This window comes from Rufibacter aurantiacus (assembly GCF_017916345.1).
Classification (GTDB): domain Bacteria; phylum Bacteroidota; class Bacteroidia; order Cytophagales; family Hymenobacteraceae; genus Nibribacter; species Nibribacter roseolus.
Window position 1 is genome coordinate 189,207 of record NZ_JAFMSV010000002.1, and the last position, 25,280, is coordinate 214,486.

Here is a 25,280-nt window from a genome sequence, read left to right on the forward strand (position 1 = left end):
GAGGTTTTTATAAGCGTAAGCGGTTGGCTGTTTCCGGGCCGGTTTCAAGAAAAAGGCCCGGAAACAGGTTACTGCATGATGTTGCGCTGGTTCATGGCCGCGTGGAAGCGGGCAGCGTTACGTCTGTGCTCAGCCTCGGTCACGGCGAAGGCGTGGTAACCAGAGAAATCCTCCTTCGCGCAGAAGTACAGGTATTCGTGGTGCTCGGGGTTCAGGACCGCGTTGATAGAAGAGATGGCCGGCAAGTTGATGGGTCCCGGTGGCAAGCCTTTGTTCAGGTATGTGTTGTAGGGCGAAGGTGTTCTGAGGTGCACGTTGAGCACGCGCCGGATGGTGAAATCGCCGGTGGCATACACTACCGTCGGATCGGCCTGCAGGGCCATGTTTCTCTTTAAACGGTTGAGGTACACGCCGGCAATGCGCGGGCGCTCATCTGCGTGCACAGACTGTTCGGCCTGCACAATAGAAGCCAGGATGGACACTTCTTGCTGGGTGAGGCCCACGTCTTTGGCTTTGGCTTTGCGCTCCTCGGTCCAGAAGTTGTCGTACTCTTTTTTCATGCGCTCCATCATGTCCTGGGCCGAGGTGGTCCAGTATATCTCGTAGGTGTTGGGGATGAACATGGTGAGGATGGTGGTAGTGTCAAAGCCCAGTTTCTTGGTAAACGAGGGGCTGTTGAGCAGAGAGTCAATCTCAGCGGGAGTGGAGTTGATGAAGGTGCTCAGCTTATTGGCCAAATCCTTTTTCAGGCGCACGTTGGTGTAGGTCAGTTTCACCGCGTCCTGGTCGCCGGAGCGCAGTTTGGCGATGAGCCTATAGTTGGTCATGCCGTTTTTGAGTTCATATCGGCCGGGCTTCACCAACTTGTCATAGTCCATCAGTTTGGCCATGAACCGGAAAGAAAGCCGGTCAATGATCACCTTTTTGGAGTCAATGGAATCCATGGCCTGCTCATAGGTAGCGCCGTTGGGAATAAGCACATACACCGGCTCTCCCTTGTTCTCTACGTTGGCAGTATAGACAATCTGGTAGGCGTAGTAAGAGAAGCACACAAACAGGAACATGAGCACCACCAGGACATAGGTCCATTTGCTTGTCTTGCGAGGCTTACGCGGCCCCCTTGGACCACGTGTGACAGGTATATTTTGTTCTGACATAGGAGACAAAGGTACAAATTTAATGTGCTAATGGGGAAATGTGCTGATGTGCTAATTGGTGCTTTCAAATCTCTCTTCCCGCTGAGGTTCCACACAACTGAGGTCCGGCCTTATGTTTTAAGGCAGTTTTCTACAAATCGACTTAAAAACGGAATTTTGGGTTTAAGCGTATGCACTGAAACGTGAGAAGAAACTACTTTTTGAAGTTGAGGTTCATCTATAGGTCAACTGATTCACAAAACCTGTTAGCGGATTGCAAGCCGCATCCTAAATTAGCACATCAGCACATTTACTCATTAGCACATTAACCCATGGCACAAGCATCTTTCCTCCGGATTCACCCAGACAACCCCCAACCCAAAAGCATTGCGCAGGCAGTGGATATCCTCAAGAAGGGTGGTTTGGTGATCTATCCCACAGATACTATTTACGGCTTAGGCTGTGACCTGCACAACGCGCGCGCCGTGGAGCGACTTTGCCAGATCAGGGGCATTAACCCGGCCAAAGCGCACCTTTCTTTTATCTGCCATGATTTGACCCACATCTCTGACTACGCCCGCATCTCTACCCAGACCTACAAAGTCATGAAAAAGGCGCTGCCCGGTCCGTTCACGTTTGTGCTGGAGGCCAGCAGTAAGGTGCCTAAGATTGGCGGCAAGCGGAAAGAAACCGTGGGCATCCGGATTCCGGCCAACAACATCTCGCTCCAACTGGTGCAGGAACTGGGCAACCCCATTGTGTCTACCTCTATCCATGACGAGGACGAGGTAGTGGAATACACCACTGATCCGGAGCTTATCTATGAGAAATACCGCAACCTGGTAGACCTGGTCATTGATGGCGGTTTCGGGAATAACGTGGCCTCTACGGTGGTCAACTGCGAGAACGATGAATTTGAGGTACTCCGCACCGGAGCCGGCGATATTGAGGAGTTTTTGTAGCCGGAGGTTATAAGTCCTGAGTTATAAGTCCTGAGTTCTGAGTCTTGAGTTCTGAGTCAGTTTTGGGCCTCTTTTCGGGAAAATAAACAGGAAAGGCTTGCAGATAATTTTCCGCAAGCCTTTCCTGCATCTAATGCGCAGTTATAACTTCCATTCAGCCATAATGAGGGCAGTTCTGGATCCTCACTTGTGATAGGTGCTTGACCCCAGATTTGCCCGGAATGATGTATTTGGGCTGACTTTACTTTTCCGCAGCAAGTGCCAGAACTGTCTTTAGAACCCCATCCAGCGCCAGGGCCATCCGGTGCAGATCCAGGGTTTCCAGGGTATCGGTTTTCTCGTGGTAATTTTTGTTGCGCAGGAAAGCGGTATCGGTGAGCATGAGGGCCGGCATGTTGTATTTCCAGTAGTTGAGGTGATCAGAGAAGTCAATGCCCGGGATGAAAGCCGGCGCCGCGATAGACTTGGTTCTCACGAGCGCATTTTTCTTGTAGAGCCGCGTGAACCGCCGGGGGAAACTGCCGTTCCCGGGTTTGCGCACCAGCGTGATGTAGTTCCCCCGGCTACCGTAGAACAGTTTCAAAGGGGCTATTGGGTAATCCTGCGTTTTCTTCTCGTCTTTGAAATACCCCAGCATCTCCAGGCTCAGCATGCCCAACACCGGCACCTTCTGGTCTACCAGGGATTTGGCATGCACGTGGCTGCCCATGTCCTCGGTCCGGAAATGCGGCGGCTCTTCCAGAGTGTACGCCACCAGGTCTATCCTGAACGGCAAAGATTGTCCCTGGAGCAAACGGGCCAGTTCCAGCAAACCCACGGTGCCGCTGGCGTTATCATCGGCCCCGGCCTGCTCCCCGCAGACATCGTAGTGCGCGCCAATAATCAGCCGCGGCGCCTCCTGCGGCCCGAAGGAGCAGATGACATTCTGGTATGACTGCCCGTCTACCTGGTACACCTGCCGCTCTACCCGCTCAGTATGTCTCCGGAAAGTAGCATGCATGTAATCGGCTACCTGGTTTAGGGCCGCAGGGTTGGCGTGGTGCCGAAAACCGGGCGTCTGCAGAATCTGCCGGAAGTGCGTGCGGATAAGCGTGGTGTCACTCTGCGCTTGCAAAGACTGAAGTGGCGCAAGCAACAACAGCAGCAAAGCGCAGCCGGAAATTTTATTCATTGAGAGATGCGATTATGTTTCTGATTCGATTTATAAAAAACCGGCCTTAAACAAAAGCCCTGCAGTTTTATGCAGGGCTTTTGTTTAAGGCCGGTTTTTACGCCTCTCCTAATTTTAACCGGTGATGTAAACCCGTACCTCAATGGCCCGCTGCTCCTGAGGCGAATTGTCTACCATTACCCTGAAGAACAATCGAATCACGTCACCTACTGCTATGGTGGGCATTTCAGCGTCGGCCAGGACGGCCGGTAAATCTGTGGTGGAGATGGTGTAGGTCACGGTGTTGCCTGGCCCGCCCGTAATGGTATTGGGCAGGTTACCGGCCGTATTTCGGCTGATGGCTGAATTAGGCGCCATGTTAGCGGCGGCTGTGGACCCAGTGGGAAGCGCAGGGCTGTAGTTGGGTGCCACCGGCGTACCGTTCCGGAAGCGCTGGCCGGTGACCCGCGTCAGTTCCTGGATGGTGCGGCCCTCCGGCACTTTTATCTGCACCGAGATCTGTCCCTGCGCAATGGAGTTCTGCTTGATGATGTAGGCATTGTCCTCTATCCGGGCTTCGCCGTTAGACTCTACTGCCTGCGGAAAAGTGATGGAGGCCGAGGGCAGAGGATCTGTGTTCAGCAACCCATCATATTCATCGTTTTCACACGCACTAAAAGCCACAAGCACAATGCTTAGCAGGCTGAGGTATAGCTTTCTGGTTTTCATATCTTTCTATTGGGTTAGGTCTTTTATTTACTCCATCCACCAGACAGGTATCAATAAAGCAGCAGGATAAGGCTCATCATTGGGGATGGGAACGTTGTCTCTGTTAGACTGTATTTCACCCTGTACATAAGGCCATCTGGAGGGAATGCGGTTCACGCCCGCCAGGGCATTCTGCGGCAATTCCAATCTGGGGTAGCCGGTCCGGCGGTAATCATTATAGGCCTCGTAAGCATTGCCCGCAGAAGACACCCACTTGTCCCGGATGAGCACGTTCAGCTTTCCTTCGGTGGTGGGTTGGGCATTGAAAGCGGCCTCCCGGGCAGCGATGTAGGTCTGGGCGTCTGCCGCAAAATTGGCCGGGGTATACGTGGCCCCCAGGAAAGAGGAGATATCATCAAAATTCGCCTGTAGGGCTTGCCGGTACAGGGCCGCCGGATCACCGGTGGTGCCCAGGGTAAGCGCCGCCTCCGCAAGCCAGAAGTGCACCATGTAAGCCGTAATCAGCCGGAAAGGTGCCTGGTCACCGGGCACGGCCACGTTAATGGTCCCGTTGGCCGCGTTCTGGCCCTTGCCCACAATGTACAGCCCCCAGCGGGACCGGTTAGGGTTGGTGAAGTTCTGCAGGGTGTGCAAGCCGTTATCATAGCCTACATACGTTCCGCCAACTTGGGTGAGGATGGCGGGCAGACGGGGATCGTTCAGAGCCTGCAAGGAATCCAGGAACCGGGTACTGGCCACCATGTCATTGGGGCGGGTGAGATGGTTGTACTGGTACAAAGGATTCTGCGCCCCGGAGGAAGCGAAGAAAGGCACGTTGAGGTTATCGGCGTTGGAGGTGATGAGCTGGCCTGAGGCAATCAGGTCATTGATACCGGTGGTGGCCTCAGCGGGGTTTTTCTTCCGGCTCTGGAGGTACAGTTTCAGCTTGATTGAATTGGCGGCCCGGGTCCATTTGGCCGCGTTTCCGCCGTAGATCAAATCGCCTTCCCCGGCGCTTATTACATTGGTCTTGCCCAAATCTGCAATGGCGTCATTCAGGATGGTGAAGATGCCGGCGTAGATATTCTGCTGCGGATCATAGGCGGGTGTAGCAGACTGGTCAAAGTTGAGCGCCTGGGAGAAGGGCACATCGCCCCAGATGTCGGAGGTGACGGCCCAGACGTAGGCCTGCAGCACGCCCGCCATGCCGGCATGAATGAAGTTGCCTTCCTCCCTTCCCTGCACTTTCACCTGCTGCAGGTCATCCAGCAAGGTCGCGTACATCACATCCCACTCATTGTCCAGATCGGCGGGGGTTATGTTGTAGCGGTCATAGGGGTCTGACTGGGTACCGGTGCCGGCCATGTGCTGCACCCAAAGGGAATTCACGAGCTGAATGGTGTTCCCCATCACGAAACCAATCCCCAGCTCTGCTCCGGGCAGGATGTACTGCACATCTGAGGCCGGCAGGTTGTTGGGGCTGGTGTTCACATCCAGGAAATCATCGCAGGAACTGACTACCACCAGGGCCAGGGCCAACCAGAGGGTCTTGCATATTTTTAGATACTGTCTCATAACATTGTCCTCCCAGGTTTAGAAAGTGAAGCGAAGGTTAACCCCGTAGTTGCGCACCGATGGCGGAGAATTGAACTCAAACCCCCGGGTGTTGGCGCCCAGTTGGTTTGATTCCGGATCTGCGTGCTGCAGGTTGGGGGCGTAGAACAGCAGGTTGCGACCCGTTAAAGTGACACTGGCGGCTTTGAACGGGGTCTTGGCCAGCAGTGTGGCGGGGAAAGTGTAGCCCACGCTCACCTCCCGTAGCCTCAACACAGAAGCGTCAAAGACGGCAAACTCAGAGGCATTGTTGAAGGTGGTCCAATACTGCTGCGCCGTGATCTGGATGTTGTTGGGCGTGGTAGTGGGCTGCCCTAGCTCGTTGGCCAGCACGCCCTGGAACATGAACGGCTGATCCCGGTTTTCGGCGGTTTCCTCCAAAACACCCCTGAAACGGGCAATCTGGGTTTGCCTTGAATAGAAGTCGCCGCCGTGTACGTATTGCACCAGGGCACTCAGGCTGAATCCTTTGAAGGAGAACGTGTTGGTCAGACTGCCCCACCAATCGGCGTTAGGGTCTCCTATGATCTGGGGGTTGGTGTCAATGATGGGCAGCCCGTTGGTGGGGTCAATGATGAGTTGGCCGTCATCGGTTCTCCTGAACTTGGTGCCCTGCAATATCCCGAAAGGCTGACCTGGCTGCAGCAACGGACTCAGGCCCGAGAACCCTGCCCCGCTGCTTCCTGAGCTGGGGTCAATGTACCCGGTGGAAAGGTTGAATTGGTCCAGCCCGGGGGCCAGTTCTACCACCTCGGTTTCCAGTTGCGTGAAGTTAGCGCCTATATCCCACCGGAGTCCGGTTTCCATGGCCAGCGGCGTGGCATTGGCAGAAATCTCCCATCCTTTGTTGTCTATTCTACCGGCGTTGGTGGTAAAATCTGTGAACCCGGTGGAGCTGGGCACGGTCAAGCTCAGGATCTGGTCTGTGGTGCGGTTATTGAAGTAATTGACATCCAGGCTTCCCCTGCCGTTGTAGAAGGTGAACTCCGCCCCTATCTCGTAAGATTTCTTAGACTCAGGCTTCAGGTTCATGTTGCCCCGCCGGTCGTTGCGGGTAAAGGCCACCGTGGTACCGTTGAAGGGGAAACTGAGGCCCGCCACGTTGTTCCCGAAGCTTTGGGTAATGTAGAAGGTGTTGGTCAGGTAAGGATCGGTGTCGTTCCCCACCTGGGCGAAACTGGCCCGCAGTTTACCGTAGCTCAACACATCATTACCAAGCTGCAGGGCATCTGTGAAGACAAAGCCTAAGCTAACCGACGGATAGAAATAGCTGTTGTTGGCAGTGGGCAGCGTAGAGGACCAATCATTACGGGCGGTGAACTCGGCAAACAACCAATTCTTGAAGTTCAGGCCCAATTGCCCATAAACGCCCACTAAACGCCGCTCCGTCTGATAATTGGTGGCAAAGGTGGTGGAAGGCAGGTGGTTGGCCAGGTTGTAGAAATCCGGCACCAGCAGGTCCTCTGCGCGTATAGAATTGCGCTTGGTGTCTATCATATTGACCTGGGTTCCTACCAGGGCCCTCACGTTGAAATCCGGGGAAAGGTCCTTCTGGTACACCCCAAACAAATCATGGTTCACAGACAGAAACCGGTTGTCTTCATAGAGCTGAGATCCACGGCGGTTCAAAGCGGTGTTCCCGTTTGAGTTGTAGGAGCCGTAGCCGTAGGCCTGCAGCCGGTCATCTGAGTACTGGTCAATACCTACGCGGTAAGTGGCGGTGAGGTCTTTGAAGAAAGTGGGGTTATAGTTGAACGTGGCGCTCACAATGGACCGGTTCACCTCACTGTCATAGAAAGACTCTTTCACGCTCCACATAGGGTTGTCACGGTTCAGCTGCGTGAACAAGGAAGGCGCCTGCACCCCAGCCCGCAGTTTATAGGGCACGTTCTGGATGTCAAAGCTCCGGGGGATGAAGGGCAACGTGAACCATGGGCTGGACCCGGAGTTACCCTGCAAGGATCCCTCCTGATTTGTCTTGGCATAGAGCACCGAGGCGTCTATGGAGAAGCCGTGCCCCAGCGTGGCATTACCGGCCGCCCGCAGGGTGTACCGGTCAAGGCCGCTTTCCGGAATAATCCCCTCCTGGTTTGTGGTATTGGCGCTGAAGATATAGCGCATTTTCTCGTTCCCGCTGGAGAGCGTGATGCCGTTGTCCCAGATTTTACCGGTCTGGAAGAAATCTTTCACGTTGTCTGGGTAAGCCCGGTAGGCCAGCTTGGTCATGGGGTTCCCGGCCACGTTGGGCACGGAGTCCAGCCCCGGCGTCCCGAACCTAGGGCCCCAGCTGTCTGTGGAAGACTGGTTGTAGCGACCGTTGATGCCCTGCCCGTATTCGTTCTGGTATTTGGGTAGCCCATATACTTCCTGGAGGTTAAAGGAAGAGGTAAAGGTTATCTCCACATCCCCGGCCCGGCCCCGTTTGGTGGTGATAATCACGGCACCGTTCCCGGCCCTGGCCCCGTACAAGGCCGCGGCGGCTGGCCCTTTCAAAACAGTCATGGACTCAATGTCATTGGGGTGGATATCCAGCGCCCGGTTTGAGTAGGAAGCCCCGCCTACGGTAGGGTTAGAAGAATACGCCGTGTTGTTGCTGATAGGCACCCCGTCTACCACAAAAAGCGGCTGGTTATTACCCGTAGCTGAGGAAAGCCCCCGGATAAAAACCTGGGAACCTGACCCGGGCATACCGCTGGAGGAAATGATCTCCACCCCGGCTACTTTCCCCTGCAGGGCGTTCACCACGTTGGGCTCAGATTTCTGGGCTATTTGGTCGCCTTTCACGTCCTGCACCGCGTAGTTTACCTCCCTTCTCTGGCGTTCAATCCCCACCGCCGTCACCACCACCTCGCTCAACTGCTCAGCGTCTTCGGCCAAGGTCACGTTAATGGTGTTCTGGGTTCCTATGACCACCTCCCGGTTTACATAACCAATAAAGGTGTACACCAGCGTGCCCCCTTGCGCGGGGACAATGATGGAGTAATTGCCGTTTGCGTCTGTGGGGGATGCGGTGGTGGTTCCTTTTAGTTGCACCGTAACGCCTGCCATTGCCTCACCAGAGGGAGTGGTGACTTTGCCCGTTACGGTTCGTGTCTGCGCCCAGACCTGGCTAATCAGGCAGAACATCAAGACAAACTGGATGAGTAAAATTTTCTTCATAATAAAGGCTTTGCTCAATAGGTTGGATTTGGGTAAGAAGTGCCGGCATCTTCCGTGCGTCCGCAATGAATACAGACAGAACTTACAGACACACACAAGTACCCTTGCTTTGAATTACTTTCAGAGATGATTCAGCGAGCCATAGACGCGGGGTCAGCAGATGACGGGGTTAGAAGGGCACCGGTCCTGAACATCATGGGCAAGCCAGAAGACATAGAGGCACCTGCCCCGGTTGGTCCCGGATAACGGAAGCCACAATGCCCATACCAGGCATTGGCAGGCCTGTTTCAAACCAGGCGTTCCATGATTTTTGAGTTGGGGTAGTGAAACTTATTTTCCGCAGCTATCCATCCGTCCCCCTTTGAGAGAGGGCACCAATACGGAGGTCCAATATGAACTTACGGGCTTTTTGGTGGCTATCTGGCGCAGTTGCTTTCTTACCGGCCTTTACTTTATTACTGTACTGAGTGTTGATGTTGGTTATTGTTTGCCCGTTAAAGCTTCCCAGATCTGGAAACTTTTAGCTTTATATAGTTAGAGCTATACTCCTATTACCATATTTTCAGAAAAAAGTTATAAGGAATACGCACAGAAATTGTTAAATTTCTTAAGCCCTAAGATTTGACCGTCTACAGACCCACGGAGCTTGTCTTCCCGTCCTGCATACTGATAAACTTCGTTTAAGAGACATTTTCCAAAAACAGCCCGCAAACCAAAACGCTTCACGCTGCCACAACAACTGTTTGTTTTTGAAGCATATAGCCCACCACCAGCTTAGAAAACACAAAGCAATCACTATATATTTTTTATTTTATTTATCCACACGTGCAACTTTTATCTCATTAAAAAAATCTATAGATTTATATGGCTTAAAAAAGAACGATATAGATTTTATGTAAAATCCATATCCTCTCATTGGCTCCTCCCCACCGGTTAGCACTATCTAACCGGGACGTGTTCAATCCTCTTCCATCCAAACCAAAACACACAATGTTTACAAAATCTATTTACCCCCATGAAAAAATGCTTACTACTTACCCTGCTGGTCCTTGCCTGCTTTATGAGTCAGGTGTGGGCACAAGCCGTCACTGTTTCAGGTACGGTGACTTCCGCAGATGACGGAACCCCTCTTCCTGGAGTTTCAGTTGTTGTAAAAGGAACCCAGGTTGGAACCTCCACCGGCGTTACGGGCACTTACTCCCTCACGGTACCAGACCAGAACGCTACGCTTGTCTTCAGCTTTATTGGCTACAAGGCCTTAGAACGGGCCGTGAGCGGTGCTACCACCATCAACGTAGCCTTGGTTTCTGATGCCACCCAGCTCACCGAGGTGGTGGTGACCGCCTTAGGTGTAGAAAGAAGCCGCAACTCCCTCCCCTATGCCGCAACCCAGCTGGAAGGCAATACGGTTACGGCGGCCCGCAACCCCAACATGGTCAACTCCCTCTCCGGGAAAGTGGCAGGCCTAGCGGTAACCCAAACCAATACCATGGGCGGCTCTGCTAACGTGGTGATCAGGGGCACCAAATCCCTGACCGGAAATAACCAGGCCTTGTTTGTGGTTGATGGGGTTCCTATCAGCAACGATGTCTCCAACACGCTTGACCAGAGCACCGGACGGGGCGGCTTTGACTACGGTAACCCTGCCTCAGACATTAACCCAGATGACATTGAGTCTATGAGTGTGCTGAAAGGCGCCGCGGCCACCGCCCTCTATGGTTCCAGGGCTGCCAACGGGGTGATCCTCATCACCACTAAAAAAGGCAAGCGGGGTTTGGGGGTTACCCTCAACAGCGGCCTCACCGTTGGCACCATTGACAAAAAGACCTTTCCGGAATACCAGAAGGAATACGGGGCGGGTTATGTCATGAGATGGTCCAGGTTTGATGTGAACGGAGACGGCACCCTGGATAATGTGGTACGCATGGGCGATGATGCCTCTTACGGCTACCCGTTTGATCCCAACCTGCTGGTGTACCAGTGGGACGCCTTTGACCCCGCCTCGCCAAACTACCAAAAGCCCCGCCCCTGGGTAGCCGCCGAAAACGGACCCGAATATTTCTTTGAGACTGCGGTATCCTACAACAACAGTATCATTATTGACGGGGGCAATGAAAAAGCCAACTTCAAACTAGGTTATACCCGCAACGAAGACAAAGGGATTCTGCCCAACAGCGAGATATCCAAGAACATGATCAACTTTGCCGGCTCTCTGAACCTGACCAGTAAACTGTCTGCCAGCGCCGGGGTGAACTTCACCCAACAGGAAGGCCTGGGTCGCTATGGGTCTGGGTACAACTCCATCAACCCTATGCTGGGTTTCCGGCAATGGTTCCAGACCAACGTTGACCTGAAAGAGCAAGAAGAAGCCTATTTCCGGAACCGGCAGAATATTACCTGGAACTGGCGAAGCCCTTCTAACCTCACCGCTGCGTACCATGACAACGTGTACTGGACCCGCTATGAAAACTTCCAGAACGATGAGCGGTACCGCACCTTTGGGAACATAGCTTCCAATTACAAGTTCACCGAATGGCTGGATCTCACCGCCCGCTTTTCCCTGGACACCTATGATGAACTGCAGGAAGAACGTTTTGCCATAGGAAGCACCACCAATGACCAGGACCCTAACTACACCCGGTTTAACAGAACCTTCAGGGAGTTCAACTTTGATTTGTTCGCCAACTTTGACCGCAACTTCACGGAGGCTTTCAACATCAGGGGTCTGGTAGGTCTTAACCTGAGAAGGTCAAGACTGAACTCTATCCGGGCATCTACCAGTGGGGGCTTGGTGGTGCCTAGGCTGTACGCCTTGTCCAACTCTTTGAACCTGCTCCAACCACCTCTGGAAAGTGAACTGAGACGGGCCGTGGATGGCATCTTCGCCAACGCCACTTTAGGTTACCGGGAGATGGTGTTCCTGGATCTATCTGCCAGAAGAGACCAGTCCTCTACCCTGCCAAGAGGCAATAACTCCTACTTCTACCCCTCTGTGGCGTTGAGCTTTGTCTTCTCTGAAGTGCTAAAACAAGACTGGCTATCTTATGCTAAACTGCGGGCCAACTATGCAGAAGTAGGCAATGACGCGCCTTTTGCCGCTACTAATAAGTACTACAACAAGCAGGACGAGGAAATAGACGAACCTATTGGCACTTTCGGGGGCATTCCGCTGTACTCCGTGCCCAATACCCGCTATAACCCAGACCTGAAACCAGAAAGAACCAAAAGTTCAGAAATAGGTCTGGAAACGGCTTTCCTGGACAACCGCTTAGGTTTTGAGGTAACGGTGTACAAGTCCAATACCATTAACCAGATTCTGCCTGTGTCTGTGTCTGCGTCTACGGGGTATACCTTCAAATACGTGAATGCCGGCGAAGTGGAAAACCGCGGTGTGGAGGCAGCCCTCCGGTTCCAACCCATCAAGAACGATGTCTTCTCCTGGAACCTGAACCTTAACTGGACTCACAACCGGAACGAAGTGGTGGCGCTGGCCGAAGGAGAAAATATGATTCTGGCTAACTACCAAAGCGGTATTACTTCCAACGCCGCGGTTGGTCGGCCATTTGGTATTCTCCGGGGCCAAGGCTTTGTGCTGCATGAAAACGGCGGCCGCATAGTAGATGAAAATGGTGCCTATATGCTATCAGACCCTACCAAAGAGATCGCCAACCCTAACCCAGACTGGCTGGGCGGTATCTCCAACACCTTCTCTTTCAAAGGGCTCTCCCTGTACTTCCTCATTGACATCCGCAAGGGAGGCGAACTGTTCAACCTGGATACCTACTATGGGTTCGGAACCGGGCTTTACCCTGAAACGGCAGGCCTGAATGACCTGGGCAATCCTTCACGGCTTCCCATCTCTGAGGGCGGGGGTATCATCTTACCGGGTGTGAAGGAAGATGGATCGCCCAATGACATAAGGGTAGAAAACACCGAAGGGGTGCTGGGGTACTATACTCCTAACGAATTCCACGTGTACGGTGCCGGGTTTGTGAAATTGCGCGAGGCCTCTCTGACCTACACCCTACCCCAGCGGCTCATCTCCCGCCTGAAAGTCTTCAAGGGCATTGATGTGTCTGTGGTAGGCCGTAACCTCTGGATCATTGACAAAGATGTACCTTATTCTGATCCGGAAGCAGGCTTTGGGGCTGGTAACTTAGGCCAGGGCTACCTGAGCGGTGCTTATCCAACTCCCCGCAACATAGGCTTCAACTTAAGGTTCCAATTCTAATGAAGAAGACCATGAAAAAGATATTTCTATACAGCTTAGCGTCTCTGTTCCTGGCCACCTCCTGCGTAAACGACCTGGACGACGATTACAACTTAGACCCCAAACGGGCCACAGACGTGCCACCCGGCACCCTGGTGAGCAATGCGCAGTTCAACTTAACCAATGTCATTACTACCCCAGACTATAATACCAATGTCTTCAGGTATTATGTGCAGCATTGGGCCGCAGCCCAGTACCCAGATGAAAGCCAGTACAACATCAACACCCGCGAGATCAACCGGTTCTTTTGGACCATTCTCTACCGCGATGTGCTTTCTGACCTAAGGGAAGCCAAAACCCTTATCACGGCCAATAATGTACTGGCCCCTGATCTGAAAGCCAGCCAACTGGCCTGTATCGAGGTGCTGGAAGTCTATGCCTGGACCGTCTTGGTGAACACCTACGGTGACATCCCTTATTCCCAGGCCCTGGACATTAACAACGTGCAGCCAGTGTTTGATGATGATGTGGCCATCTACAATGATTTATTCACCCGGTTAGATGCCGCCATTAACAGCCTCTCCCAGAACTCAGACAATGCCGGGTTGGGCAACGCCGACCTGTTCTACGGCGGAGACCTGGAGAAATGGCTTAAATTCGCGAACTCCCTCAAGCTGAGAATGGGCATTACCATTGCAGATGCTAACCCGACCAAAGCGCGGACCATAGTGGAAGAGGCAGCGCCAAACGTGTTTACCTCCAGCGACGATGATGCTGAGTTGCCTTACACGCCCAACGTGCCAACCGCCAACCCCGTCTATGACGAGTTGCGCCAACGGGACGACAACGTGGCGGCCAACACCTTCATTGATATCCTGGTAGATTGGGAAGATCCCCGGCTCGACGAGTTTTTCAGACCTGCCCCTGAAGGGGAAAACGAAGGTGAATTTGTGGGCGGTGTCTACGGAGACCTCAACAACTACGTAGATGTGGCCCAGCCCAGTGACCTGGTGCGGGAGCCAGATGCGCCTGGCATTCTCTTGTCTTACACCGAGGTGGAGTTTCTACTAGCAGAGGCTGCCTTGAGAGGCTTCAATGTACCCGGTAACCCTGAGGAGCATTACACTGCGGCCATCACTTCCTCTATTGTGAATGACTGGGGCGGCACCCAGGCCGAGGCCACCGCCTATCTGCAACAACCCGAGGTGATGCTCAACACCACCAACTGGAGACAAAGCATAGGCATGCAGAAATGGATTGCGCTGTATAACCAACCCGTGGAAGGCTGGAAAGAATGGCGCCGCCTGGACTACCCTCAATTGGTGGCTCCGCCGCTGGCCCAATCAGAGATTCCGCTCCGCTTCCCATATCCGGCCACCGAGCAGAACCTGAACAATGCCAACTACACGGCGGCCGCTGCGGCCATTGGCGGTGATGTGGTCACAACCAGGGTTTTCTGGGATGTAGACTGATCTTTGAGATAAACTAAACCCAAGTGTAAAAAGCCCCGGCTGTTTTGGCAGCCGGGGCTTTTTTGTCAAAGAGAGATACCCTAATGTTGATGGCATTTTAAGCCTGATTTTGGAAAAACGAGCCCAAAAGAGATTGAAATGCTCTGGCACAGGGCATCTGTTTACGCTTCCAATTCGGGGTTGGGTTTCTTGTGCTTCCAGCGTTTGTGCGACCACAGGTAATCTGCCGGATACCGTTCTACCCAGGCTTGTAGCTTTTGGGCAAAGGCATCGGTAAGCAGAAATCCTTCCTGTGGTTCCTCGGGGGTTGGGGCCGGCAACAGTTCCTGAAATTCTATCTCGTAGTAACCGCGCTTGAGGTGACGCATCCCCACAAAGTAGGCGGGGAATTTAAAGGAAGTACGGAGTTTCTCGGCCCCCACGTAGAAAGGCGTATCCTGGTGCAGAAAGGTGGTCCAATACTGGATTTCGCCGTAGGGCGGTACCTGGTCAGAGAGCAAGGTAAAGATGCGGTGCTCCGCTTTGTGCCGGATCAGATGTCGCAGGGTGTCCTTCATGCGCACCAGGTTAATGCCGAAGCGCCCGCGCATGAACTTCATGAACTCATCAAAGAAAGAACTGGCCAGAGGTTTATACACGCCATCTACCGGGGCCTTGAAAATGATTTGGCTCGCCGCCGACATGTATTCCCAGTTGCCCAGATGAGCGCCCAGCATGAGCACCGTGTTGCCAGTGGCCACCTGCGCCTCCACCTTTTCATGGCCTTTGTATACAAGCCGCTCCTTCAACTGAGCCGGAGTAAGGGAAATCAGCTTCAGCGACTCCACGATGAGATCGGTGAGGTTCAGGAAAAACTGCTTCTCTATTTTCTGGAGTTCGGCGGGGCTTTTACCCGGAAAAGACCTTTCCAGGTTCTGCCGCACCACTTTCTTCCGGTACCCAATAAGCCGGTATAGCACCAGGTACAGGAACGTGGAAAAGGCGTACAGCACCGGAAACGGCACAAGGGAAATCCCCTTCAACAGCCACCAGAACGGAAGCTGGCTGAGTTTAAGGTTGGGGCGGGTAAAAGAGGATGTGGCTGGTTTTAACTGCATTTTCTGAAAAACAAGCCGAAAACAGCCAAGCCGCTTTCAACGCCTGCAAAGGTAATACCCTCTTGCAGATTTCCCTTGATAGAACCTAATTGATTCTTCCTAACCTGTTTGTAAAACAAAGCGGCTCTCTGCGCAGGTCTTTGGTTATCGCCAACCTGTGCAGAGAGCCGTATACATCTTTTTTTATCTGCAACGTTAGACAGACTTCTTGAAAAAATCTGAGGTGAGCTCATAAGAATGCAGGCGGGCGGCATGGTCATAAATACTGCTAGCCACGATCACCTCATCTACCTGCGTCTGATCCACAAACTTCTGCAAGCCGTCTTTCACTTTCTCGGGGCTGCCTACAAAAGAGCAACGCAGCATGTTCTGCACCGCATATTGCTCAGAAGCATCCCAGAGGCCATTCATGCTTTCCACGGGAGGTTGCATTAAACCAGCGGTTCCCCTGATCACCCCCAGGAAAGACTGGTACATGGAAGTGGCCAGATAGTCAGCTTTTTCGTCTGTGTCGGCGGCGATTACGTTCACACCGGCCATCACGTACGGCTCCTTCAGGCTACCTACCGGCTTGAAGCTGTCTCGGTACACCTGGATGGCATGGTGCAGCATGGTGGGTGCAAAGTGGCTGGCAAACGCGTACGGCATCCCTAACATACCGGCCAGCTGCGCACCGAAAGTACTAGACCCTAAAATCCAGATGGGCACATAGGTTCCCTCGCCCGGTACGGCGCGCACCTTAGAAGAAGGGTCTGGGTCTCCCAGGTAGTTATACACTTCCACCACGTTCTGCGGAAACTCATCTACTGACTGGTGCTGGTCACGGCGAAGGGCCATGGCGGTTAAGCCGTCGGTGCCAGGCGCCCGGCCAAGCCCCAGATCAATACGACCCGGGAAAAGCGTAGCCAGGGTCCCGAACTGCTCTGCCACCACCAACGGCGCATGGTTGGGCAGCATAATACCGCCAGAACCCACCCTAATACTAGAGGTCTCCCGGGCAATATGGCCAATCAACACGGCGGTAGCGGAACTCGCGATACCCGGAAAGTTATGGTGCTCGGCCATCCAGAAGCGTCTGTATCCCCATTTCTCCACGTGTTGCGCCAGGTCAACGGCGTTCTTAATGGCGTCTGCGGCTGTTTTTCCTTCCTGAATGGGCACTAAGTCCAGCACGGAAACGGATATATCTGATAATTTTTTAGTAGGCATAATGTAATCTGATCTAGTCAGTCCTTTTGTACGGATGATCTACTAAAAGGCAAATGTACCCGCAGAAAGTTCTTCCCTGCCTGCCCAAGGCCGTTACCTTTAGGAAACTACCTTGCGGTTTCAGCCCTGTTTTTCAGAAAACAAGCCTTATACCGGTACAAGACGAGACATCTGGAAAATAGAAAATATCCGGGAACCAAGTTTCACCGCCGTATTGTTACATTTAGTCGGGCAGAAAACGCATATCACCGTCCCAAAACACTGGAAACCTGCAAAAAAGACCAAACAAGTTTCTTTCCTTGGACAAGGGTTCATCCGTTAATCGTAGACCAGGGAGTACAACAATAGTTCTATTCCTGGCTTAGGCAAACATCAGCCTGGGAAAAAATTGAACCGGGTCCTAGATAGTCAGGCCGGGCAAAAGCAGGGAAGTTTCTTCAAAGTCACCGTAGGTGGCCGTACAAGTTTGGGATTTTTCCTTTACTTGCAGCCGTTCCATAATCCATTGCATGCAGTTATTAACCGAGCTACACTACAACCCCAGCATCCTCTATTTTCAGAAGGCTTTTGAAGCCGATGAATTATTGTTTGAGGCCCATGAGCATTACCAGAAACAGAGTTACCGCAACCGGTGCCACATCCTCACGGCGCAGGGCGTGGTGCCACTGTCAGTGCCCGTGGTGAAAGGCAACAGCAAGACGCTGATGACGGAACTGGAGATTGACTATAGCCAGCGCTGGATGGACATTCATTGGCGCACCATCCAGAGCGCCTACGGTAATGCGCCCTTCTTTGAGTTCTATGCAGACTACCTCAAGGACATCTATGACCAGAAGCCAGCTCTGCTTTTCCAGCTGAATATGGATTTGATGAAACTTTTCGTTAAATTCCTGAAGCTAAAGAAACCCCTGGGCCTCACTCAAACGTATGTTAAAACCTATGAGGCACCGGTGTTGGATTGGCGCGGGGAACTTCATCCCAAGAAGGAGCCTGACAATTTGCGCCTTATGCCATACCGGCAGGTGTTTGGCAAACAATTTGCAATAAACCTGAGTATACTGGATTTGTTGTTTAACCTTGGCCCCGAGGCATCTATATATTTACAGAATCCCGTGGATTTCTGTTGAACATTTGCCCCACTCATTTTGTTAATTTTTTAATGCGTAGCCTTGGCAACACAGTTGCAGTAATCGCACAACAACTATTTACTAGACAAGAACTTACATGGAAGCCAAATTCTCAAATAGAGTGAAAGAGGTAATCTCTCTCAGTCGCGAGGAAGCCATCCGCTTGGGGCATGATTATATTGGCACTGAGCATTTGCTTCTGGGAATGATCCGCGAAGGAGAAGGTACGGCTATCGCTTTGCTTAAAAAACTGGGGGTACCAATGGAAGAGCTTAAGTATGCGCTTGAGCAGGCAACCAAAAACACCGCCAGCCCTAACACCAATATAACTGGTAGTATTCCGCTTACTAAACAGACGGAGAAGGTCCTGAAAATAACGTATTTGGAGGCTAAAATCTTCAAGTCTGACATCATAGGTACAGAACACCTGCTGCTGTCTATTTTGCGGGATGAGGATAATATTTCATCGCAAACCTTAGCCAAATTCAACGTGAACTATGAAGCTATCCGGGATTCGTTAGACTATCATGCTAACAACCCTCTCGCCTCCTCAGATACCGATGACAACGATGATAACGACAAACTCTTTGGCTCTTCCTCTAAGGGAGGTGCTGGCTCAGCCGCCAAGAAGGGTGCCGAGAAATCCCGCACTCCGGTGCTGGACAACTTCGGTCGTGATCTGACTAAATTGGCCGAGGAAGGCAAATTAGACCCTATTGTGGGTCGTGAAAAAGAAATTGAGCGTGTGGCTCAGGTATTGAGCCGTCGTAAGAAAAACAACCCAATCCTGATTGGGGAGCCTGGCGTGGGTAAAACCGCTATAGCCGAGGGTCTTGCGCTGCGCATCATCCAGAAGAAGGTTTCTCGTGTACTTTTCGGAAAACGGGTGGTAACCTTAGATTTGGCCTCTTTGGTGGCCGGTACTAAATACCGCGGTCAGTTTGAAGAGCGTATGAAAGCCGTGATGAACGAACTAGAGAAATCTCCGGACGTGATCCTGTTCATTGATGAGCTGCATACCATTGTGGGTGCTGGTGGAGCTTCTGGATCTCTGGATGCCTCAAACATGTTCAAACCTGCGCTGGCCCGTGGCGAAATCCAATGCATCGGCGCTACTACGCTTGACGAGTACCGTCAGTACATTGAGAAAGATGGTGCCCTGGCTCGTCGTTTCCAGATTGTGATGGTAGATCCTACTACCCCAGAGGAAACTATTGAGATCCTGCACAACATCAAAGACAAGTACCAAGATCACCACCACGTGACCTATTCAGACAAAGCCATTGAGGCCTGTGTGAAGTTGAGCGACCGCTACATGAGCGACCGTTTCTTACCAGACAAAGCCATTGACATTCTGGATGAGGCCGGTGCCCGCGTGCACATCAACAACATTGTGGTGCCTGAGGATATCCTTAACCTGGAACAGCAGATTGAGAATATCAAGGACGAGAAGAACCGCGTGGTGAAAAGCCAGAAATATGAAGAGGCTGCCCAACTGCGTGACAAAGAGAAGAAACTTTTAGATCAACTTGACGCCGCTAAGAAAAGCTGGGAAGAGGAGACTAGAAAGAAACGTTACGCCGTGAAAGAAGAAAACGTGGCCGAGGTAATCGCCATGATGACGGGTATTCCGGTGAAACGTATCGCGCAGAAAGAAAGCCTCAAGCTTTTGAACATGGGCGAAGAGTTGAAAGGCAAAGTGATTGGCCAGGACAAAGCGATTCAGCAGTTGGTGAAAGCCATCCAGAGAACCCGCGTTGGTTTGAAAGATCCAAAACGCCCTATCGGTTCATTCGTGTTCTTAGGCCCTACAGGGGTTGGTAAAACAGAGCTTGCCAAAGTGCTGGCTACCTACCTGTTTGACAAAGAAGACGCCCTGGTGCGTATTGACATGAGTGAGTACATGGAGAAATTCAGCGTATCTCGCTTAGTGGGAGCGCCTCCAGGCTACGTAGGTTACGAAGAAGGTGGTCAGCTGACAGAGAAAATCCGCCGCAAGCCATACTCTGTGGTATTGCTGGATGAGATTGAGAAAGCGCACCCAGACGTATACAACCTGCTCTTGCAAGTACTGGATGACGGTGTGTTGACCGATGGTTTAGGCCGTAAGGTGGACTTCAGAAACACCATCATCATCATGACCTCCAACATTGGGGCCCGTGACTTGCAGGACTTCGGGGCTGGGGTTGGTTTCGCCACCAAAACCCGCCAGGAGAACATGGACGATATCATGAAAGGCACCATTGCTTCTGCCTTGAAGAAAACGTTCTCTCCTGAGTTCCTGAACCGTCTGGATGATGTGATCGTGTTCAACTCACTGGTGAAAGAAGATATCCATAAAATCATTGATATCTCCCTTGCCAAGCTGTTGACCCGCATCAAAACGCTGGGTTATACCATTGAGATCACTGACAAGGCCAAAGACTTTGTGGCCGAGAAAGGATATGACTCTAAGTATGGTGCCCGTCCGTTGAACCGTGCCATCACCAAGTATATGGAAGATCCAATTGCGGAGGAAATCCTGAAAGCTGAATTAGCCCAGGGAGACACCATCGTGATTGACTACGAAGAAGGCAAAGAAGAGCTTACATTCTCTAACCGCAAGAACGAGGATGCAACTCCAGATACCTCTGACGATCTTCCGGCTTCTTCTGAGGAAGAAACCACGCCTACTGATGGCAAGAAGAAAGACTAATTGATTATTCATAATTGGAAAGGCTGACAGACAAACTGTCAGCCTTTTTTGCTTTTAAACAAGATGTGAGAAAATATTAACAATTATTTTTCACTGCCCTATTCTTTCCTAAATTTGATTTCTTGTACCAACACCAAAGTGCTTCAATGTCAGACCAGAATAACCTGAATAGCAAATTTGAGACATTAGACCGCAAAAATGCCGAAGCCCTCTTAGGAGGTGGCCAGGCGCGCATTGATGCCCAACATAAAAAAGGCAAACTCACCGCCCGTGAGCGCATTGACTTGCTGTTAGATGAAGGCTCTTTTGAAGAGATAGGTAAGTTTGTGATGCACCGGTCAAAAGACTTTGGCCTGGATAAAGAATACTATTTAGGCGATGGGGTGGTAACGGGTTACGGCACCGTAAATGGCCGCTTGGTGTACGTTTTCTCCCAGGATTTCACCGTATTCGGGGGCTCCCTTTCTGAGACCCACGCGGAGAAGATTGTGAAGATCATGGACTTGGCCATGAAAAACGGCGCTCCCGTGATTGGCCTCAACGACTCCGGCGGAGCCCGTATCCAGGAAGGTGTGGTTTCCCTGGGCGGCTACGCCGATATCTTCTACAAAAACACCCTGGCCTCAGGCGTAATACCACAGCTTTCAGGCATTATGGGGCCATGCGCCGGGGGAGCCGTTTACTCCCCTGCCATCACTGACTTTATTCTCATGGTGGAGGACACGTCTTACATGTTTGTGACGGGCCCCAACGTGGTGAAAACGGTGACCCATGAGACCGTGACCTCAGAAGAACTGGGTGGTGCCAGCACCCACAGCACCAAGAGCGGCGTGACCCATTTCTCCTGCGCCAATGAGGTTGTCTGCATCCAGAACATCAAACAGCTGTTGAGTTACATGCCGCAGAACTGCGAGGAACTCCCTCCTGCCCTGCCATATGAACCCAAAGCCGATGAGACCCGAGAGGTACTGAACAACATAGTGCCGGAGAACCCCAACCAGCCTTATGACATTCGTGAGGTGATAGAGGGCATCATAGACACCGATTCTTTCCTGGAGGTACACAAGAACTTCGGGGAGAACATTGTAGTGGGGTTTGCCAGATTGGCAGGCCGCAGCATAGGCATCGTAGGAAACCAACCGGCAGTACTGGCCGGGGTACTGGACATCAACGCCAGCACCAAAGCCGCCCGTTTCGTGCGCTTCTGTGACTCCTTCAACATTCCGCTGCTGGTACTGGAAGACGTACCCGGCTTCCTGCCCGGCACCGATCAGGAGTGGCGCGGCATCATTACCAACGGCGCTAAATTACTGTATGCTTTCTGCGAGGCCACCGTTCCCCGTGTAACCGTCATCACCAGAAAAGCGTATGGCGGTGCTTATGACGTAATGAACTCCAAACACATAGGCGCTGACCTGAACTACGCTTGGCCTACCGCCGAGATCGCGGTGATGGGAGCCAAAGGCGCCGCCGAGATCATCTTCAAACGTGAGATTGCCGCCGCTGAGGACCCTGAGGCCAAACTGGCCGAGAAGGTGGCCGAGTACCAGGCGAAATTTGCCACGCCGTACCGGGCTGCCCACCGCGGCTTTGTAGACGAAGTAATCTATCCTTCAGAGACGCGCGCCAAATTGATCAGAGCGTTTAAGATGCTGGAGAACAAAGTAGACCAGTTACCAAAGAAAAAACACGGAAATATTCCGCTGTAAACAGCCACTGGAGGATGGGTTAAGAACCAGGCTTTTTTTTCCAGCAAATGGATATCAAGTCCATCCTCCAATGACTGATATACACCAATAAGCATTCAATATTTAATTGCGCCCTTGGTTGGTGACCTCAAAGCACCCCAGCCAGATACTACTTCAACTGACAAACAACTATCGGAGAGTGCTTTGCTCCACCTAATCAGAAAGCTATGAGAGAAGAAAGCTTTGAATTCCTGCAAACCTACCTTAACAACGCAGCCCCTACCGGCTTTGAGTCATCGGGCCAGAAGCTGTGGTTAGACTACATCAAGCCCTACATTGACGAGTATTTCGTAGATACGTACGGCACCGTGGTGGGCGTGATCAATCCCGAGGCAGAATACAAGGTGGTCATTGAGGCCCACGCCGATGAGATTGCCTGGTTTGTGAACTATATCACGCCTGAGGGCTACATCTACGTGCGCCGGAACGGGGGTTCTGATGCCGTGATTGCGCCTTCTAAGCGGGTGAACATCCACACCAGAAAAGGGATGGTGAAAGCAGTGTTCGGGTATCCGGCCATCCATGTGCGCAAGCCAGACCAGGACAAAGCCCCTACCGTAGAAACCATCTTCCTTGACTGCGGCGCCGCCAACAAGCAGGAGGTTGAAGACATGGGCATTCACGTAGGTTGCGTGGTCACCTTTGACGATGAGTTCTGGACCATGAACGAAAAATTCTACGTGGGCCGCGCTCTGGATAACAGAATCGGAGGATTCATGATTGCCGAAGTTGCCCGCATGCTCAAGGAGAACGGAAACAAGCTTCCTTTTGGATTATACATCGTAAATGCGGTGCAGGAAGAGATCGGCCTGAGAGGTGCCGAGATGATTGCGCACCGCATCAAGCCAAACCTGGCCATCATCACCGATGTGACCCATGATACGCAGTCACAAGGTTATGAGAAGAAAACCAACGGAGATCTGCACTGCGGCAAAGGACCTGTATTGACTTACGGCCCAGCGGTACAGAACAACGTACTGGACATGCTTATTGAGGTGGCCCAGAAAAACGAGATTCCGTTCCAGCGCGCCGCCGCCACCCGTGCTACTGGCACGGACACCGATGCCTTCGCCTATTCATCTGAAGGTGTGGCGTCGGCCCTAATCTCTTTGCCATTGAAATACATGCACACCACCGTGGAAACCGTGCACAAAGATGACGTGGATAGCATCATCAAACTGTTCTACCATTTCCTGATCCAACTGCAAAGCGGCCACGATTTCCGGTACCTGAAATAGGCGTTTTGGACTTGTTTTCAAATAAAAGGCCTAAAAGCAAATAGACAGCAAAAGACCTGCGGGATTCCAAATCCTACAGGTCTTTTGCTTTAAGGCCGTTTTCAGGAAAACAGGTCTTAAACAATTCTATTGTGACCATCATATAGGCCACGGAAACTTTTAGCACGGCAGAATACTGTTTATTATCTATCTTCACTGGCGATACCGTTTTGCCCCACCATGGAAATACATACCCCCCGGCTTTTGCTGCGCGAATTCAAGGAGGATGACTGGCATTTCACCAACCTGTATGAATCCAATGAGGAGGTCATGCGATACCAGACCAGCGAGGTGCGCTCCAGCAAAGAAAGCCAGGAGTACATTCGGCAATGCTTGGAAGAGGCCCGGGAGGAACCGCGCACACTTATTGACCTGGCCATTGTACTCCGGACCACCGATATGCTCATAGGCCGCGTGGGCATGAAGGTAGACTACGACGCTGAGGAGGCGGTACTGTGGTACATCCTGAATCAGACTTATTGGAACAAGGGCTACACCACTGAAGCCGCCGGCGCGCTGATGCACTTCGGGTTTGAGGACCTGCAACTCCACCGCATCTGGGCAGACTGTGACCCACGCAACGTTGGCTCTTACCGCATCATGGAGAAACTGGGCATGCGCCGCGAAGCCCATTTCAGGGAGAACATCTTCATCAAAGGTCACTGGTGCGATTCGTACGTCTACGCCCTGCTTGACCACGAATGGAGAACTCAAAACGGAGAAGTCAATTGGCAATCAAAAACCAGGAACTAGAAATTGCAGGGTATCGCAGTTGATTTTCTACCTGATTTTTCAAAAACAGCCTTAAAAAGAAAATCTGCCAAATTCAACAACCAGGAAGGCTTGGTTTGATCACTTTCAAGATGACCCTAATTCCTAATTCCTAATTCCTAATTCCTAATTCCTAATTCCTAATTCTACAAAAGTGCTTTTCCTTGACCAGATGAACCACCGCCTCCAGTTACCGCAGCCGCCCCGCCGGATTGTGTCGCTGGTGCCTTCCCAAACCGAGCTGCTGTTTCATTTGGGCTTGGGTGACCGCGTGGTGGGAGTCACTAAATTCTGCATTCACCCCCAGGAGCAGGTAAAACAGAAACAAAAGATTGGCGGAACCAAGAACTTCAACTTTGAGGCCATAGACAGACTGGAACCAGACCTGATCATCGGGAACAAAGAGGAAAACTACCAAGAGGGGATTGAGCGGCTACAGGGTAAATACCCGGTTTACATGAGCGATATCTACACGCTGGAAGACGCTTTTGAGATGATGAGGGGAATTGGGCAGGTGACCGACACAGAGACACAGGCCACGGAATTAGTGCAGCAACTACGGCAACAATTCGCCGGTTTAACACCAGCTGCTCCCGCCATACCTACTGCGTATTTCATCTGGCGAAATCCTTACATGGGCATTGGGAACCAGAATTTCATTGACCATATACTGGCACTTTGCGGCTTTGAGAATGTACTGGGGCACCTGGCCAGGTACCCGGAGGTGACGGCAGCACAACTACAGAAAGCAAACCCTAAGTTAATCCTGCTTTCCTCTGAGCCTTATCCATTTAAAGAGAAGCACATCGCGGAGTTCCAGGCCATTTGCCCCGAGGCGCTGGTAAAAGTAGTAGATGGTGAGTTATTCAGTTGGTACGGGAGCAGGCTCTTACATTCTGCACCTTACCTCCAGCGCTTGATCAAGGAAGTTTCCTCCTCTTAGGC

At 52.0% G+C, this 25,280-nt stretch carries 16 protein-coding genes; 9 read left to right on the forward strand and 7 right to left on the reverse strand.

From position 1 onward, the window contains the following. Positions 1-68: 68 nt before the first annotated feature. Positions 69-1,157, reverse strand: coding sequence for an endolytic transglycosylase MltG (gene mltG, locus J3P34_RS06245; protein WP_210463872.1), 1,089 nt, complete (start codon positions 1,155-1,157; stop codon positions 69-71). A gap of 311 nt (positions 1,158-1,468) precedes the next feature. Here mltG and J3P34_RS06250 point away from each other — a divergent pair, with 311 nt between their 5' ends. Then, positions 1,469-2,098 carry an L-threonylcarbamoyladenylate synthase gene (locus J3P34_RS06250; protein WP_210487156.1) on the forward strand — a complete coding sequence of 210 codons (630 nt, stop codon included), beginning with the start codon at positions 1,469-1,471 and terminating at the stop codon, positions 2,096-2,098. 241 nt (positions 2,099-2,339) lie between these two features. Here J3P34_RS06250 and J3P34_RS06255 read toward each other — a convergent pair whose 3' ends face one another. From J3P34_RS06255 to J3P34_RS06270, 4 genes are all read right to left on the reverse strand, one after another. Beyond that, entirely contained in the window at positions 2,340-3,269 is a 930-nt protein-coding gene (locus tag J3P34_RS06255) for a M28 family peptidase (protein WP_210487158.1), read from the reverse strand. A gap of 114 nt (positions 3,270-3,383) precedes the next feature. Continuing rightward, the gene (locus J3P34_RS06260; protein ID WP_210487159.1) at positions 3,384-3,977 is read right to left on the reverse strand and encodes a hypothetical protein; all 594 of its coding nucleotides are present in this window, start codon (positions 3,975-3,977) and stop codon (positions 3,384-3,386) included. Positions 3,978-4,004: 27 nt separating this feature from the next. After that, a complete protein-coding gene (locus J3P34_RS06265; protein WP_210487161.1) occupies positions 4,005-5,531 on the reverse strand; it encodes a SusD/RagB family nutrient-binding outer membrane lipoprotein in 1,527 nt (508 codons plus the stop codon). An 18-nt stretch (positions 5,532-5,549) separates the two neighbouring features. Further along, complete coding sequence (locus J3P34_RS06270) at positions 5,550-8,729, reverse strand: SusC/RagA family TonB-linked outer membrane protein (protein WP_210487163.1); 3,180 nt, start codon at positions 8,727-8,729, stop codon at positions 5,550-5,552. 1,015 nt (positions 8,730-9,744) lie between these two features. On the opposite strand from J3P34_RS06270, the gene J3P34_RS06275 reads away from it, so the two are divergent. After that, positions 9,745-12,960: a SusC/RagA family TonB-linked outer membrane protein gene (locus tag J3P34_RS06275; RefSeq protein WP_210487165.1), complete on the forward strand. Its 3,216-nt coding sequence runs from the start codon at positions 9,745-9,747 to the stop codon at positions 12,958-12,960. Positions 12,961-12,971: 11 nt separating this feature from the next. Then, positions 12,972-14,411: a SusD/RagB family nutrient-binding outer membrane lipoprotein gene (locus tag J3P34_RS06280; protein WP_210487167.1), complete on the forward strand. Its 1,440-nt coding sequence runs from the start codon at positions 12,972-12,974 to the stop codon at positions 14,409-14,411. A 161-nt stretch (positions 14,412-14,572) separates the two neighbouring features. On the opposite strand, the gene J3P34_RS06285 is transcribed toward J3P34_RS06280, so the two are convergent. Beyond that, positions 14,573-15,508 (reverse strand): lysophospholipid acyltransferase family protein, encoded by a 936-nt coding sequence (locus tag J3P34_RS06285; protein ID WP_246853578.1) that lies wholly within the window; start codon positions 15,506-15,508, stop codon positions 14,573-14,575. A 195-nt stretch (positions 15,509-15,703) separates the two neighbouring features. After that, a complete protein-coding gene (locus tag J3P34_RS06290) occupies positions 15,704-16,717 on the reverse strand; it encodes an LLM class flavin-dependent oxidoreductase (RefSeq protein ID WP_210487169.1) in 1,014 nt (337 codons plus the stop codon). 509 nt (positions 16,718-17,226) lie between these two features. Between J3P34_RS06290 and J3P34_RS06295 the strand changes: the two genes are divergently transcribed. The 6 genes from J3P34_RS06295 to J3P34_RS06320 all read left to right on the forward strand — a co-directional run bounded on the left by J3P34_RS06295 (position 17,227) and on the right by J3P34_RS06320 (position 25,278). Next, on the forward strand, positions 17,227-17,844 hold the full coding sequence (locus tag J3P34_RS06295; protein ID WP_210487172.1) for a WbqC family protein: 618 nt from the start codon (positions 17,227-17,229) through the stop codon (positions 17,842-17,844). A gap of 97 nt (positions 17,845-17,941) precedes the next feature. Next, positions 17,942-20,539 (forward strand): ATP-dependent Clp protease ATP-binding subunit, encoded by a 2,598-nt coding sequence (locus tag J3P34_RS06300; RefSeq protein WP_246853579.1) that lies wholly within the window; start codon positions 17,942-17,944, stop codon positions 20,537-20,539. A 146-nt stretch (positions 20,540-20,685) separates the two neighbouring features. Next, positions 20,686-22,248 (forward strand): acyl-CoA carboxylase subunit beta, encoded by a 1,563-nt coding sequence (locus J3P34_RS06305; protein WP_210463861.1) that lies wholly within the window; start codon positions 20,686-20,688, stop codon positions 22,246-22,248. A gap of 206 nt (positions 22,249-22,454) precedes the next feature. Next, the gene (locus J3P34_RS06310) at positions 22,455-23,525 is read left to right on the forward strand and encodes a M42 family metallopeptidase (protein WP_210487174.1); all 1,071 of its coding nucleotides are present in this window, start codon (positions 22,455-22,457) and stop codon (positions 23,523-23,525) included. Positions 23,526-23,744: 219 nt separating this feature from the next. Beyond that, positions 23,745-24,317: a GNAT family N-acetyltransferase gene (locus J3P34_RS06315; protein WP_210487176.1), complete on the forward strand. Its 573-nt coding sequence runs from the start codon at positions 23,745-23,747 to the stop codon at positions 24,315-24,317. 190 nt (positions 24,318-24,507) lie between these two features. Further along, positions 24,508-25,278, forward strand: coding sequence for an ABC transporter substrate-binding protein (locus J3P34_RS06320; RefSeq protein WP_210487178.1), 771 nt, complete (start codon positions 24,508-24,510; stop codon positions 25,276-25,278). Positions 25,279-25,280: the final 2 nt, after the last annotated feature.